Source organism: Methylobacterium brachiatum (genome assembly GCF_900113845.1).
GTDB lineage: Bacteria > Pseudomonadota > Alphaproteobacteria > Rhizobiales > Beijerinckiaceae > Methylobacterium > Methylobacterium brachiatum.
Window position 1 is genome coordinate 1 of sequence record NZ_FOQW01000024.1, and the last position, 12,657, is coordinate 12,657.

13 protein-coding genes are annotated in these 12,657 nt (G+C 71.9%); 8 read left to right on the forward strand and 5 right to left on the reverse strand.

Annotated elements, in window-relative coordinates; all coding sequences use genetic code 11:
* Nucleotides 1–310: transposase (locus tag BMZ47_RS24555; protein WP_139220945.1), on the forward strand; the 310-nt coding region annotated here is incomplete at its 5' end.
* Between the two features lie 122 nt (nucleotides 311–432).
* Here BMZ47_RS24555 and BMZ47_RS24560 read toward each other — a convergent pair.
* Nucleotides 433–1,755, reverse strand: coding sequence for an HlyC/CorC family transporter (locus BMZ47_RS24560; protein ID WP_007564732.1), 1,323 nt, complete (start codon nucleotides 1,753–1,755; stop codon nucleotides 433–435).
* Between the two features lie 60 nt (nucleotides 1,756–1,815).
* Nucleotides 1,816–3,378, reverse strand: a complete 1,563-nt coding sequence (locus tag BMZ47_RS24565; RefSeq protein ID WP_091864667.1) for a hypothetical protein — start codon at nucleotides 3,376–3,378, stop codon at nucleotides 1,816–1,818.
* Nucleotides 3,379–3,585: 207 nt separating this feature from the next.
* Here BMZ47_RS24565 and BMZ47_RS24570 point away from each other — a divergent pair, with 207 nt between their 5' ends.
* The 4 genes from BMZ47_RS24570 to BMZ47_RS24585 all read left to right on the forward strand — a co-directional run bounded on the left by BMZ47_RS24570 (nucleotide 3,586) and on the right by BMZ47_RS24585 (nucleotide 7,069).
* Complete coding sequence (locus BMZ47_RS24570; RefSeq protein ID WP_007564729.1) at nucleotides 3,586–3,984, forward strand: DUF3775 domain-containing protein; 399 nt, start codon at nucleotides 3,586–3,588, stop codon at nucleotides 3,982–3,984.
* 22 nt (nucleotides 3,985–4,006) lie between these two features.
* Nucleotides 4,007–5,296, forward strand: a complete 1,290-nt coding sequence (locus tag BMZ47_RS24575) for an App1 family protein phosphatidate phosphatase (protein WP_091864669.1) — start codon at nucleotides 4,007–4,009, stop codon at nucleotides 5,294–5,296.
* A 263-nt stretch (nucleotides 5,297–5,559) separates the two neighbouring features.
* Nucleotides 5,560–6,660 (forward strand): alpha/beta hydrolase, encoded by a 1,101-nt coding sequence (locus tag BMZ47_RS24580; protein WP_091864671.1) that lies wholly within the window; start codon nucleotides 5,560–5,562, stop codon nucleotides 6,658–6,660.
* Between the two features lie 151 nt (nucleotides 6,661–6,811).
* The gene (locus BMZ47_RS24585; protein WP_091864673.1) at nucleotides 6,812–7,069 is read left to right on the forward strand and encodes a hypothetical protein; all 258 of its coding nucleotides are present in this window, start codon (nucleotides 6,812–6,814) and stop codon (nucleotides 7,067–7,069) included.
* A gap of 176 nt (nucleotides 7,070–7,245) precedes the next feature.
* Here BMZ47_RS24585 and BMZ47_RS24590 read toward each other — a convergent pair whose 3' ends face one another.
* Entirely contained in the window at nucleotides 7,246–7,521 is a 276-nt protein-coding gene (locus BMZ47_RS24590) for a hypothetical protein (RefSeq protein ID WP_139221057.1), read from the reverse strand.
* A gap of 233 nt (nucleotides 7,522–7,754) precedes the next feature.
* Here BMZ47_RS24590 and BMZ47_RS24595 point away from each other — a divergent pair, with 233 nt between their 5' ends.
* The 3 genes from BMZ47_RS24595 to BMZ47_RS24605 all read left to right on the forward strand — a co-directional run bounded on the left by BMZ47_RS24595 (nucleotide 7,755) and on the right by BMZ47_RS24605 (nucleotide 11,612).
* Nucleotides 7,755–8,921 (forward strand): MFS transporter, encoded by a 1,167-nt coding sequence (locus BMZ47_RS24595; RefSeq protein WP_091864677.1) that lies wholly within the window; start codon nucleotides 7,755–7,757, stop codon nucleotides 8,919–8,921.
* 65 nt (nucleotides 8,922–8,986) lie between these two features.
* Nucleotides 8,987–11,173 (forward strand): primosomal protein N', encoded by a 2,187-nt coding sequence (locus BMZ47_RS24600; RefSeq protein WP_091864680.1) that lies wholly within the window; start codon nucleotides 8,987–8,989, stop codon nucleotides 11,171–11,173.
* 76 nt (nucleotides 11,174–11,249) lie between these two features.
* Nucleotides 11,250–11,612, forward strand: a complete 363-nt coding sequence (locus tag BMZ47_RS24605) for a SpoIIAA family protein (RefSeq protein WP_007564720.1) — start codon at nucleotides 11,250–11,252, stop codon at nucleotides 11,610–11,612.
* Nucleotides 11,613–11,620: 8 nt separating this feature from the next.
* Here BMZ47_RS24605 and BMZ47_RS24610 read toward each other — a convergent pair whose 3' ends face one another.
* Both BMZ47_RS24610 and BMZ47_RS24615 read right to left on the reverse strand, forming a co-directional pair.
* On the reverse strand, nucleotides 11,621–12,010 hold the full coding sequence (locus BMZ47_RS24610; RefSeq protein WP_091864682.1) for a hypothetical protein: 390 nt from the start codon (nucleotides 12,008–12,010) through the stop codon (nucleotides 11,621–11,623).
* Nucleotides 12,011–12,444: 434 nt separating this feature from the next.
* Complete coding sequence (locus tag BMZ47_RS24615; protein ID WP_007564718.1) at nucleotides 12,445–12,651, reverse strand: Trm112 family protein; 207 nt, start codon at nucleotides 12,649–12,651, stop codon at nucleotides 12,445–12,447.
* Nucleotides 12,652–12,657: the final 6 nt, after the last annotated feature.

Genomic DNA, 12,657 nt, shown 5'->3' on the forward strand with positions numbered 1-12,657 from the left:
GCCCGAGATCGGCACCCTGTCCAACAAGGCCGTGGCCAAGCTCGCCGGGCTGGCGCCCATCGCCAACGACAGCGGCCGGCGCGCCGGCAAGCGCCCGGTGCGCGGCGGCCGCGCGGGCGTGCGCGGCGTCCTGTTCGTCGTCGCCGAGATCGTGCGCCGGTACGAGCCTGACTTCGCCGACCTCCACCATCGGTTGAGCCAGGCCGGAAAGCCCAAAAAGCTCATCCGCGTCGCGCTCGCCCGCAAGCTGCTCGTGCGCCTCAACGCAAAGGCCCGCGATATCCGACGCGACCTCGCAATCGCCCCTTGACCCGACAGACAGTCGCTCTCCCGACCCCCTTCGGGGGCCACCCTCCCCCGCAGAGGGGGGAGGGAAAGCGCGTGTTGGCCTGGGAAAGACCACGATCGAAACCGGTTTCGACCGTCGCCACCTCACACCGGGTCGCGCTGCGCCTCCACCTGCGCGGTGGTCTGGATGCCCGTCGCGGTCAGCGGCGTGATCCGCAGGGTGGTGATCCGGTTCTTGGCCTTGCGGATCACCTGGAAGCGGAAGCCGTGGAAGTTGAAGGCCGTGCCCTGGTCGGGGATGGTCCGGGCCTCGTGGATGACGAGGCCCGCGATGGTGGTGGCCTCGTCGTCGGGCAGGTTCCAGTCCATGGCACGGTTGAGGTCGCGGATCGGCACGCCGCCGTCGACATTGACCGAGCCGTCGCCCTGCGGGCGCACGCCCGAGACGGTGACGTCGTGCTCGTCCGCGATCTCGCCGACGATCTCCTCGAGGATGTCCTCCAGGGTCACGAGGCCCATCACCTCGCCGTACTCGTCGACCACCAGGGCGAAATGGGTCTTCTTGGTGAGGAACGCCTTGAGCTGGGCGCGCAGCGAGGTCGTGCCCGGCACGAACCAGGTCTCCAGCGCCAGGGCCTCGACCTTCAGCCCCGAGGCGTCCCCGCCGGCGGCGTCGAGCGCCCGCAGCAGGTCCTTGGCGTGGAGCACGCCGACGATGTTCTCAGGGGTCCCGCGCCACAGGGGCATGCGGGTATAGGGCGAGGCCAGCACCGCCCGGACGATGTCCTCGGACGGCTGGTCGGCGTCGATCGCCCGCATCTTGGTGCGGTGGACCATCACGTCCGAGACCGACAGGTTCGACAGGTCGAGCAGGCCGCCGAGCATGTCGCGCTCGGCCTTGGCGACGCCGCCCTCCCGGTGCATCAGCGCCACCTGCCCGCGCAGCTCCTCGGAGGCGGTGAGGATCGACTGGTGCTCGCCGATGGTGATGCCGAACGGCTTCAGCATCAGCCGCACGAGATGCTCGATGGAGATCGCCGCCGGGCCCATGATGGCGACCGCGAAGGCCACCGGCCGGGCCATCAGCAGAGCCGCCTTGTCGGGCTTGGAGATGGCGAGCGTCTTCGGCAGCACCTCGGCGAAGACGATGACCAGCACCGACATGCCGACGGTCGCGTAGATCACGCCGTTCTTGCCGAACAGGGCGGTGAGCACGCTGGTGGTGAATGCCGAGGCGCCGATCGCCACGATGTTGTAGCCGATCAGCATCGCGCCGATGAAGCGCTCGCGGATCGCCAGGATCCGGTTGACGATCGCCGCGCGCGGGTCGCCCGCCTGTTCGAGGGCGTGCATCCGCGCCCGGGAGGCGGCGGTGAAGGCGGTCTCGGCGCCCGCGAAGAAGGCCGAGAGCAGCAGTGAGATCACCACGATGCTCGCGGCGAACCACAGGTCGATATGGGTGTCCATCGTTTCCAAGAGGCACGACTCGTGCGGCGGGGAGGCCGCCCATATAGCGCCTCGCGCCGGTTATTGCGCGCCGATCCGACGCACCGTCCACGTCGCCCAGTAGACCGGCCTTCCGTAGAGGGTCGAGGCGTCCCGCCCGGCCGCCGAGGGGGCGAGCCGGTCGAGCCAGGTCAGGAACCCGGCCTTGCCCGGATAGACCGCCGGAGTGTCGAGGTTGCCCTGCGCGTCGGTCATCCAGAAATGCGCGCTCCGGTCGAAGCGGCCGCTGCCGTCGCCCCCCGAGCGCAGCCCGAGATAGGACGGCGAGCGGCCGGCCTCCACCGGGTCGGCGTAGAGGGTGAGCGCCCCGATCCCGTCGAGGTTGAGGTCCGGCGTGTATTGCAGGCAGATATCGGCCACCGGGCCGCCCGGGGCGTTGGCCGGGCGCTGGCAGGTATAGGACACCGCCCAGCGCTGCATGCCCTTGGCCCGCGCCACCCGGACGACGCTCCCCGGCGGCAGCGGCCCGGCGAGTTTCCTCGCCGCGGACCAGACCTTCGCGGCCGAGAGGTCCTTCGCGGTGCGCAGGTAGAGCGCGGTGCGCCGCTTCTCGGGGGCGAGGCCGCAATCCTCGGGCAGGACGTCGGTGTAGACGTAGTGATACGTGCGGTCGACGATGCTGATCGAGCCGGACAGCCCGTGGGTCTCGAAGGCCGGGGCCGGGCAGGCGGAGGCGATCGGCTTGCCGGCCTCGTCGGCCACCGGGGCCGGGGTCGGCGGCGTGCCCCGGCCGCCGGGCACGAACGGCGTCCAGGCGAGCCCGTAGCCGTCCGGGGTGCGGGTGCGGATCTCGAAGGTCTGGAAGTCGAGGGTCCGGGCTGCGATCTGCACCCGGCGCCGGATGTCGGCCGGCTGCGCCGCCGGCTCGTCCCGCTCGGCCCGGCGGCCGCGCCGCCGCCCGGCGGGCTCCTCGTCCTGATCGGTATTGCCGCCGACGCGCTCCTGGCCGAGCAGGAAGACGTAGCTGTAGGCTTCCCCGGCCCAGTCGCGGCCTGAGACCGCGATCGGGTCGCGGGGGCCGATACCCTCGAGGGCGGGGGCCGGCTCGGACGAGCCGCGCCTGGCCGCACGCTCCTCCGGGAGATCGACCCAGAACCGGTCGGCCGAGGGCGGCAGCGTCGTGGCCAGCGCCTCCGGGCTGCGGCCGGTGCGCAGCGAGCCGCCGTCGCGGCTGTCGGTGGCGCGCCGCTCCGGGCAGGGCTCGTCCCGTCGGCGCGACGGCAGCGGGCTCTGGCCCTGGAAGATCATCTGCAGCGGTCCCGGCGCTTCCGCCCGCGGCAGCCGCAGGATCTGGACGCCGCGCACGAACGCGCAGGGCGCCGGCGCGATCAGCACGCCCTCGGCCTCGGCGCCGTCGCGGCAGATCTCCAGGCCGCCCCCGCCGGTGACGTAGCAGCTCGGCGCGCTGGTCTCGGCGCCGGCGGGCCGGGCCTCGACCGGAGCCCCGGCTAGGCCGAGCGCGAGGGCGGAGGCCGCCAGCACGGCCGCGGCCCGGGCCGCAGGGCGCCGGGGCGTGTCGGTTCTGTTAGACTGCAGTTCGACGCTATCGGCAGATATCGTCACGGCGGCGTTCAAAGATGTCACGTCTATCGCCGCTGTCGATCCGGTTGTTCGGAATGTTCGGCAGCCTCTAGCCGATGGTCCAGCCACCGGGAAGTGGCGCGGACCACGCATGTTCGGCGCGCCCGCGCCACCGCCGCGTTCGGCGAGGCGAACCCGGCGCCCGCTCGCCCGTTGTCGCGGCTTGAGGGGGCGAAACGCCCGACCCAGTCAGCGTCCGGAGACCAACGCATGGATATCGCCGTCGAGACCGTCACCGACATCGTTCTGCGGCTGCGCGCCATCGAGGTGAAGGAAGGCAACACCGATCCGGATTCCGGCTCGAACCCGATCGACGACGGCTCCACCGACGTCCTTATCTCGGGCACCGACGACGCCACGGAATCCGAGGTGCGCGGCGCCATCGCCGGGCTGGACGACGACGCCCGGGCCGAGCTCCTGGCGCTGTTCTATATCGGCCGCGGCGACATGGAGCCGGAGGAGTGGGGCGAGGCGGTGCGCTTCGCCCGGGAGCGCGAATCCGTCGGCGAGGGCGCCGTGAAGGAGCTGCTGAGCGCGCCGGATGCCGGCGACCTGCTGGAGGAGGGCCTCGACGCGATGGGGCTCAGCCCCGAATTGCCGCAGGCCTGACCCCGAACCGGAGACCGGCGGCATGGCTTCCCGGGTTCGCCGAGCCGTCAACAAGGCGGTGCGGGTCCTCACCCGCCCGGTCCGCCGGGCTCAGGGGCATGGTGGCACGGGCCCGGGCGGGCTCGTGGTCGAGCCCTATCGCGGCTACGGCTCGCGCGACGAGATCTTCCTGATCGGCCGCGTGTTCCGGCAATCCCCCGGCATTCCCGGGGAGGATCCGGATTCCCTGCGGGCGCAGTGGCGGGACCTGCGCCGCCGCATCGCCCGGCGCACGGTGGCGGGCGCCGCGATCACGGCCCGGTTCGGCGGGGACGCGGCCCGGACCGAGACCGACCGCGACGGCTATTTCCGCCTCCGCCTGCAGCCGCGGGACCTGCCCGGACGCCCCGGGGCCTGGCAGACGGTGGAGCTGGTCCTGGAGGACGAGCCGCCGATCTCCGCCGAGGGTGCGGTGTTCATCCCGCCCGAGGGCTGCCGCTGCGTGGTCATCAGCGATATCGACGACACGGTGATGCATACCGGCGTCGCCAACAAGCTGAAGATGCTCTGGCGGCTGTTCGTGGAGGATGCCGACAGCCGCGTCGCCTTCCCGGGCGTCGCCGCCCTGTACCGCGCCCTGCACGACGGCGCCGGCGGGGCCGAGGGCAACCCGATGCTCTACGTCTCCCGGGCCCCCTGGGGCCTCTACGAGATGCTGTCCGAGTTCTTCCAGCGGCACGGCATCCCGGTCGGGCCGGTGCTGTTCCTGCGGGAATGGGGCCTGTCCTGGACGCACCCGCTGCCGCGCCGGGCCACCGACCACAAGCAGGCGCTGATCCGCAACATGCTGGCCCTCTACCGCGACCTGCCCTTCGTGCTGATCGGCGACAGCGGCCAGCACGACCCGGAGGTCTACGCCCAGATCGTCGAGGAGCATCCCGGGCGGGTGCTCGCGGTCTATATCCGCAACGTCTCCAACGATTCCGCCCGGGTCGAGGAGATCGTCCGGCTCGCCGGAGCGGTCGCCCGGTCCGGTTCCAGCCTGGTGCTGGCCGCCGACAGCGTCGCCATGGCCGAGCACGCCGCCGGGATCGGGCTGATCACCCCGGAGGCGGTGGCCCGCGTCGCCGACGAGCATGCCGGCGCCGAAGCCGCCCCCCGCCGCGAGACCGCCCGCATCACCGCCGAGCCCAAAGCTCCGGGCGAGGCCGCCACCGAGGCCACGATCTCCCCCGACGCCGTCGCGGACGCACTGGTCAGCGATGGAACCGTGCCCGCCACCGTGGTGGTCGAGCCGGAACACCCGGCCGCCCTGCCCCGGGTGGCGGGGTGATTCTTTTTGGGGGAGCGAGCTGTCCCCCACACCGTCATTGCGAGCGCAGCGCAGCAGCCCAGGGCAACGCGCGATCTCAGAACGTTGCGCATCACTGGGTTGCTTCGCTGCGCTCGCAATGACGGCAATGGGTTCGTGAGACGCCCGACACGGGGGACGAAAAACAGGTCCCATCCCGGCCGCACCCCTGTATCCCTGGCGGCCGAACGCCCCCGCCCGCAATGACGGGCCGTCGCGAAGGGCTGTTCGGTGGAGGAAACCCGATGCGCTTGAGCCTTTCCGCCCTGCTGATGATCGCACTCGGCACGCACGCCGCCTTCGGGCAAGCGGCCCCTGGGGCCGATTTCAAGGGCCTGGAAGCCGAGATGGGGGCGGCCAATGCTGCGCCCGGTCCCCGCACGGTGCCGGGCCGGGTGATCCCCGTGCCCGAGACGATCAGCCCCGAGCTCCGCAACGCCGTCGCGGCGCCCTATCGGGTGCCGGCCTGGAACGCCAACCCGCCGGATGCGGCCGGTTGGAAGGCCCTGATCGACCGGCTGGCGGCGGCCGGCGCCGCGACCCTGCCGGCGCTCCGCGACAAGCTCGGCGTCACCAGCGAGGCTACGGTGATCGGCGGCGTGAAGGTGTTCGTGGTCCAGCCGAAGACGATCCCGGAGGCCAACCGCAACCGGCTGCTGCTGCACATCCACGGCGGCGGCTACGTCTACAATCCGGGCGAGGCCGGCACCCTGGAGGCGATCCTGATGGCCGGGATCGGCGGCTACAAGGTGATCTCGGTCGATTACCGCATGCCGCCCGATGCCCCCTACCCGGCCGCCATGGATGACGCGACCGCGGTCTGGAAGGCGATGCTGGCCCTGCAGAAGCCCCAGACCATGGGCGTGTTCGGCACCTCGACGGGCGGCGGCATGGCGCTGGCGCTGATGCTGCGCGCCAAGCAGGAGGGCCTGGCCCTGCCGGCCGCGATCGGCCTCGGCACGCCCTGGTCGGACATGACCGAGACCGGCGACACCTACCGGACCAACGAGTGGCTCGACAACGTGCTGGTGAGCTATTCCGGCTACCTGACCCCCGCCGCCAAGCTCTACGCGGCCGGGCGCGACCTGAAGGATCCGCAGCTCTCGCCGATCAACGGCGACTTCGCCGGCCTGCCGCCCGCGATCCTGATCAGCGGGACGCGCGACCTGTTCCTGTCGAACACGGTGCGCACCCACCGGAAGTTGCGCGCGGCCGGGATCGAGGCGGATCTCCAGGTGTTCGAGGCGATGTCGCACGCCCAGTATCTCGGCGCGCCGAACGCGCCGGAGACCAAGGAGGTCTTCGGCGAGATGGCCCGGTTCCTGGACGCGCATCTGGCCCGCTGAGAGGCCGGGGCTCGACACCTTGTGATGGAGCGCGTTCTCCCCATGTTGCAATGCAGCATTTCGGAGAACGCGCTTCACTTCCCGAATGGGCCTCCTAGCTTGGGTCGCTCGCGTGCCGGCCCCCACTCGCCTCGATCTCCGGAGCCCATCCGTGCAAACCTACACCCTGGCCATCGCCGACGGCGTCCTGTTCGCCTGCCTGCCCGACGACGCCGACATCTCGGCCGCGATCACGGACGCCACCGCGACCAATTACGGCTTCGGCTTGAGCCTCGACATCGTCCGCGGCGCGACGCTCACCAACGCCAAGGGCCCGGAGGACGAGGTCGTCTGGCAGGAGGGCTCGGACAGCGAGCTTTTGGACGCGGAAGGCCGCCGCTACCGCTACGCGGTGCGCCGGCATTCGTGAGGGGGACGCGGCTCGCAATCCGACGCTCCCTCCGAGATACGTCCTCATCCTGAGGCGGCGGAGTGCAACGGAGGCCTCCGGAGATCACCGGGACATCTGGAACCCGCCCCCAAGGCCACGGCGGCACCTTACGACAGGGCGCTGTGGGATGAGCGGTGTGTGGGCAAGCCGCCGCGTCAGATCAGAATTTTCGCCATCTCCAGCGCCCGCGCCTCGAACGTGGCCTCGTCGCCCCAGCCGTCGCTTGCGCCGTAGTTCATGTGCCCGGACGGCGTGAAGCTGCACAGGAAATGGCTGCCGGTATTGTCCTCGAATCCAGGCGGGACATAGCGTCGGCGCGGTTTCGGTTCCGAGCTGACATAGGCGATCGGCGCGTCGATACCCCGCCGCAGGATCGCGAGCAGATACGTGTATCGGATCGAGCCTTCGGCGTGGATATCGGTCATCAGCACCCCGACATGGTCGGGGCTGAGGTCATGCCGGCGGATGGTCCGCGACCGGATGACCTTCGGTGCATACATGCGCCTGACCCCCGTCTTGGCGGCTGCGACGGCCGGATCTGTTATGCATCCGACCTTGTGATTTGATTCGTCAATCCGAATACGCTTGTCTGAGCTTTCGCCGCCCGACCGATCGGATCCCGATGCCCCCCTGCCCTCCGCCGGCCTCCTGATCCGGCGCCGCGATGGATCCGGGCGCGCGCAGCGAAGGGTGGCGGGGCGGTCTCACCCGCTTCCTGGTCCTGTACGCCGCCCTCTACGGCGCCTACGGCCTCCTGTCGCCGATCCTGCCCGGCTTCCTGGCGGCGCGGGGCCTGAGCCCCGGCCAGATCGGCACCCTCCTCGCCGCCGCCGGTGCCCTGCGGCTCGGAGTCGGCCCCCTGGCCGGGGCCTTCGCCGATCGGCGCCGGGCCGCCCGGCCCGTCCTTGCCGCGAGCGTCGCGCTGGCCGGTCTCGCGGTCTTGGCGCACCTGCCCGGCGCGGGCTTCTGGCAGCTCCTCGGGCCGGCTCTCCTGTACGCCGCCGGGACCGCCGCCCCGCCGCCGCTCGCCGACGCGCTGGCGCTCGCCGCCGCCCGGGGTGGCGCGGTGTTCCAGTACGGCTGGGTCCGGGCCGCCGGCTCGGCCGCCTTCATAGCCGCCACCGCCGCCGCCGGCTGGCTGATCGGCGCGTACGGCCTGGCCGCCGCCCTGGTGGCGAGCGGCCTCCTCTTCATCGCGGCGTCCGGGGCGGCCCTGGCCCTGCCGGTCCGGGGCGGTCCGGCGAAGACCGGCCCGCGGCTCGGCGAAAACTTCGCCGCGTTGCTGCGGCCGGCGCGCTTTCGTCGCATCCTCGTCGCGGCGTCGCTGGTGATCGGCGCCCATGCGCTGCACGATGCCTTCGCGATGATCCTGTGGCGCGACGCGGGGATCGGAGCCGGGACCGCCGGATTGCTGTGGTCGGGATCGGTGGCCGCCGAGGTGCTGGTCTTTCTGCTGGCCGGTCCCCCGCTCCTGGCCCGGATCGGCCTGCCCGCCGGGATCGCGGTCGCGGCCTGCGCCGGCGCCCTGCGCTGGACGGTGCTCGCCTCCACGACCGCGATCCCGCTTCTGGCCGCTGCGGAGGCCCTGCACGGGTTGAGCTTCGCGCTGCTGCACCTCGCCTGCCTCGGCCTGATCGAGGCGACCGCGCTCCCGGAGCTCCGGGCCACCGCCCTGGCACTCTACGGCACCGTGGCGCTCGGCCTGTCCGGCGTGCTCGCCACCCTGGCCTCCGGCGCGCTTTACGGGTCGTTCGGCGCTTCGGCCTTCTGGGTGATGGCGGCGCTCAGCCTCGCCGCCCTGCCCCTGGTGCCGGGCCTGCGCGACCGCTGAAGCCGCGGGTTCTTTTCCCGGCCCTGTGGTACGGACCCGGAACGGACCCGCCCGATACGCCCCGCATGCCCTTTGTCGCCGAGATCCTAATCCCGCTGGCGCTCGATGCGCCCTACAGCTACGTCGTGCCCGGCACCCTCGACCTTTCGGTCGGCGACGTGGTGCAGGTCCCGCTCGGCCCCCGCGAGATCGTCGGCGTGGTCTGGGGCCTGGCCGAGACCGCCGGCGGCTCGAACCTCCGCCCGGTCACCGGCCGCCTGCCCTACGCGCCGCTCTCCGAGCCCCTGCGCAGCCTGGTCGACTGGATCGCCCGCTACACCCTGGCCCCGAAGGGCTCGGCGCTCGCCATGGTCCTGCGCCTGCCCGACGAGGCCGCCGCCGCCGAGACCGCCCGGGTGGCGGTACGCCTCACCGACAAGCAGCCGACCCGGCCGACGGCGGCGCGGGCCAAGGTCCTGGCCGCGGCGGCCGACCGCGCGTTGCGCGGCAAGAGCGCGCTCGCCAAGGAGGCCGGGGTCTCGCTCTCGGTGGTGGACGGCCTGATCGACGACGGCGTCCTGGAGGCCGTCGCGGTCGAGCCCGAGCCGGTCGCCCCGCCGCCCGACCCCGATTTCCCGCGGACACCGCTCTCGCCGGCCCAGGCCGAGGCGGTGACCGAACTGGTCGAGCCGTTCCCCTGGCTGCATCCCGAGGCCGAGGCCGCCGACAACCGGCCGATCCTGCTCGAGGGCGTCACCGGATCGGGCAAGACCGAGGTCTATTTCGAGGCGGTGGCGGCCTGCATCCGCACCGGGCGGCAGGCGCTGATCCTGATGCCCGAGATCGCCCTGACGGCGCAGTTCCTCGACCGCTTCGCCCAGCGCTTCGGAGTCCGCCCGGCGGCCTGGCATTCCGGCGTCGGCGGCAAGCGGCGGGAGCGCCTGCGGGCGGCCGTGGCGGCCGGCGAGGCGCTGGTGGTGGTCGGCGCCCGCTCGGCCCTGTTCCTGCCCTTTGCCCGCCTCGGCCTGATCGTGGTCGATGAGGAGCACGAGGCCGCCTACAAGCAGGAGGACGGCGTCCACTACCACGCCCGCGACATGGCGGTGGTGCGCGGGCGCCTGGAGGGCTGCCCGGCGGTCCTGGCCTCGGCGACGCCCTCGATCGAGACGCGGGTGAACGCCGCGCGGGGCCGCTACCGCCACGTCCTGCTGCCGGAGCGCTTCGGCGGCCGGCGCCTGCCCGACATCGCCGCCATCGACATGCGCAAGGACCAGCCCGAGCGGGGGCGCTTCTTGAGCCCGCCGCTGGTCAACGCCGTGAAGCACACCCTGGAGCGCGGCGAGCAGGCCCTGCTGTTCCTCAACCGGCGGGGCTACGCGCCGCTCACCCTGTGCCGGGCCTGCGGCCACCGCTATCAGTGCAAGAACTGCTCGACCTGGCTCGTGGAGCACCGGTTCCGGCGGGCGCTCGTCTGCCACCAATGCGGCTATACCGAGCGGCGGCCCGACGCCTGCACCGAGTGCGGCACCTTCGACAACCTCACGGCCTGCGGCCCCGGTGTCGAGCGGATCGCCGAGGAGGCCGCGGGGCTGTTTCCCGACCGCCGCATCGTGGTCCTGTCGAGCGACTTTCCCGGCGGCGCCGACCGGCTGCGCCAGGAGCTGGAGGCGGTGGCAGCCGGGGAATGCGATCTCGTGATCGGCACGCAGCTGGTGGCCAAGGGCCACAACTTCCCGGGCCTGACCCTGGTCGGGGTGCTGGATGCCGATATCGGCCTGACCTCGGGCGACCCCCGGGCGGCGGAGCGCACCTTTCAGCTGCTCCAGCAGGTCACCGGCCGGGCCGGGCGGGGCGACAAGCCCGGGCGGGCGCTGGTCCAGACCTACCAGCCCGAGCATCCGGTGATCGCCTCGCTGCTGTCCGGGGATGCCGAGCGCTTCTACCAGGAGGAGATCCAGGCCCGCGAGGCGGCCGGGCTGCCGCCGTTCGGGCGGCTCGCCGCGCTGATCGTCTCGGCCGCCGAGCGCGAGGTCGCGGAGGCCCACGGCCAGGCGCTCGCCCGGGCCGCCGACCCGCCGGAGGGCGTGATGGTGCTGGGGCCCGCCGAGGCGCCCCTGGCCCTGGTCCGGGGCCGCTACCGGTTCCGGCTGCTGGTGAAGACCGAGCGCAACGTCGACATGCAGGCCTATCTGCGCGCCTGGATCGCCCGCGGCCCGAAGGTGCGCGGCAACGTCAAGGTCGCGATCGATGTCGACCCGCAGAGCTTTTTGTAAGACACTGGGGCACGGGCGGCGGACCCGCGGCCGGAGACCGGCGGCGGGACGCGTGCGGTTCCCGGAGGAGCGATCAGTGCTGACCTATACCAAGACGCCGGATTCGAACGTCGCCGAGATCGTGGTCGACGGCAAGATCTCCGACGAGGAGATGAACGCCGCCATGACCGCCATGAAGGCGGACCTCGACAAGGGCGGCAAGCTCAAGCTGCTCGAGGATATCCGCGCCTTCGAGGGCATGGAGCCGGCGGCCTTCTTCAAGGATCCCCGCTTCGGCATCTCGATGATGAAGAGCGTCAGCCACGTCGCCCTGGTGACCGACGCGCCCTGGCTGAAGGCGCTGGCCGAGACCTTCAACTTCGTCTCGCCGACCCAGATCAAGGTGTTCGAGCGCGCCCGCCTCGCCGAGGCGCGGACCTGGCTCGCCGGCGCCGCCTGAGGCGCCGCTCAATCGGCCTGCGCGGTGCGGTCGTTCCTGCGCCGCGCCGTCCAGCGGCCGGAGCACAGGGAGGCGACCTTCCAGGTGCCCGAGCCGGTGCCGGCCTGGAGCCGCCCGGTCCCGGTCCCGCTCGCCGTTCCGTTGCTGACGGCGAGCCCGACGCTGCCGTCGGCACCAACATGGCCGCTCACCCGGGCGCCCGCCTCGCCCGAGACCAGCTGGACCTGACCCTGGCGGATCGCCAGCGCGTAGGAGTAGCGGGCGCTGCACAGGCCGCTCTCCGTCACGAGCTCCACCGACCACGTCCCGTTATTGGCGCCCGGCTCGGCATGCGCCGACAGCGACATGGCGGAGGACAGGCCGGCGGCGAGCGCCGCGGCGGCGACCAGCTTGATCATGCGGGAATCTCTTTCAGCAAAGCGCGCGCCGCCCGTGATGGCGCGCCGGGTCACACTCGTCGATGGAGGATGACTCCATGCTGAACGCAGGAAGCGGCAAGAGTATGGCCGCGCACTTTTCGCGATGAGATCAGGATCCGCGCGCGACTGAGACGGGAATAGCCACGCTGCGTTTTGCGATTGCTTGGCGGTGTTGGCGGATCGGGCGGGCGTTCGCTCGAAGATCGTATTCGGATCGTCGCTGGATGAGCATGGCCGCCGGGCCCATGCGCCGCGCCCTCCCCCTTTGCGGGGGAAGGACACGCGCGCCAACGTTGGAGCGGGCTTTGTGTCGGCGCTCTAGGGGCGATGCGAAAACTGTCGTGCGAAGCCGGGTGCCCCTACCGCAAGCGTTTGAAGGCCGCCTTTCGACCTCGCGCGACCCCCTCGGCCTCTCAATCCGTCAGCGGGCGCGCCTCTTCCGGCAGCATGATCGGGATGCCGTCGCGGATCGGGTAGGCGAGCTTGGCGGAGCGGCTGATCAGCTCCTGCCGGGCGGAATCGTATTCCAGGGTGCCCTTGGTCAGCGGGCAGACCAGGATTTCCAGGAGCTTGGGATCCACGCGCGTCGCCTCGACGGTCTGTGTCAGGTCGTTGGTCATCGGTCG

Excerpts from the sequence above, each read along its gene's own strand:
- BMZ47_RS24560 (WP_007564732.1), bottom strand. The coding sequence starts at position 1,755 with ATGGACACCCATATCGACCTGTGGTTCGCCGCGAGCATCGTGGTGATC.
- BMZ47_RS24570 (WP_007564729.1), top strand. The coding sequence starts at position 3,586 with ATGGATATCGCCGTCGAGACCGTCACCGACATCGTTCTGCGGCTGCGC.
- BMZ47_RS24575 (WP_091864669.1), top strand. The coding sequence starts at position 4,007 with ATGGCTTCCCGGGTTCGCCGAGCCGTCAACAAGGCGGTGCGGGTCCTC.
- BMZ47_RS24580 (WP_091864671.1), top strand. The coding sequence starts at position 5,560 with ATGCGCTTGAGCCTTTCCGCCCTGCTGATGATCGCACTCGGCACGCAC.
- BMZ47_RS24595 (WP_091864677.1), top strand. The coding sequence starts at position 7,755 with ATGGATCCGGGCGCGCGCAGCGAAGGGTGGCGGGGCGGTCTCACCCGC.
- BMZ47_RS24600 (WP_091864680.1), top strand. The coding sequence starts at position 8,987 with ATGCCCTTTGTCGCCGAGATCCTAATCCCGCTGGCGCTCGATGCGCCC.
- BMZ47_RS24610 (WP_091864682.1), bottom strand. The coding sequence starts at position 12,010 with ATGATCAAGCTGGTCGCCGCCGCGGCGCTCGCCGCCGGCCTGTCCTCC.
- BMZ47_RS24615 (WP_007564718.1), bottom strand. The coding sequence starts at position 12,651 with ATGACCAACGACCTGACACAGACCGTCGAGGCGACGCGCGTGGATCCC.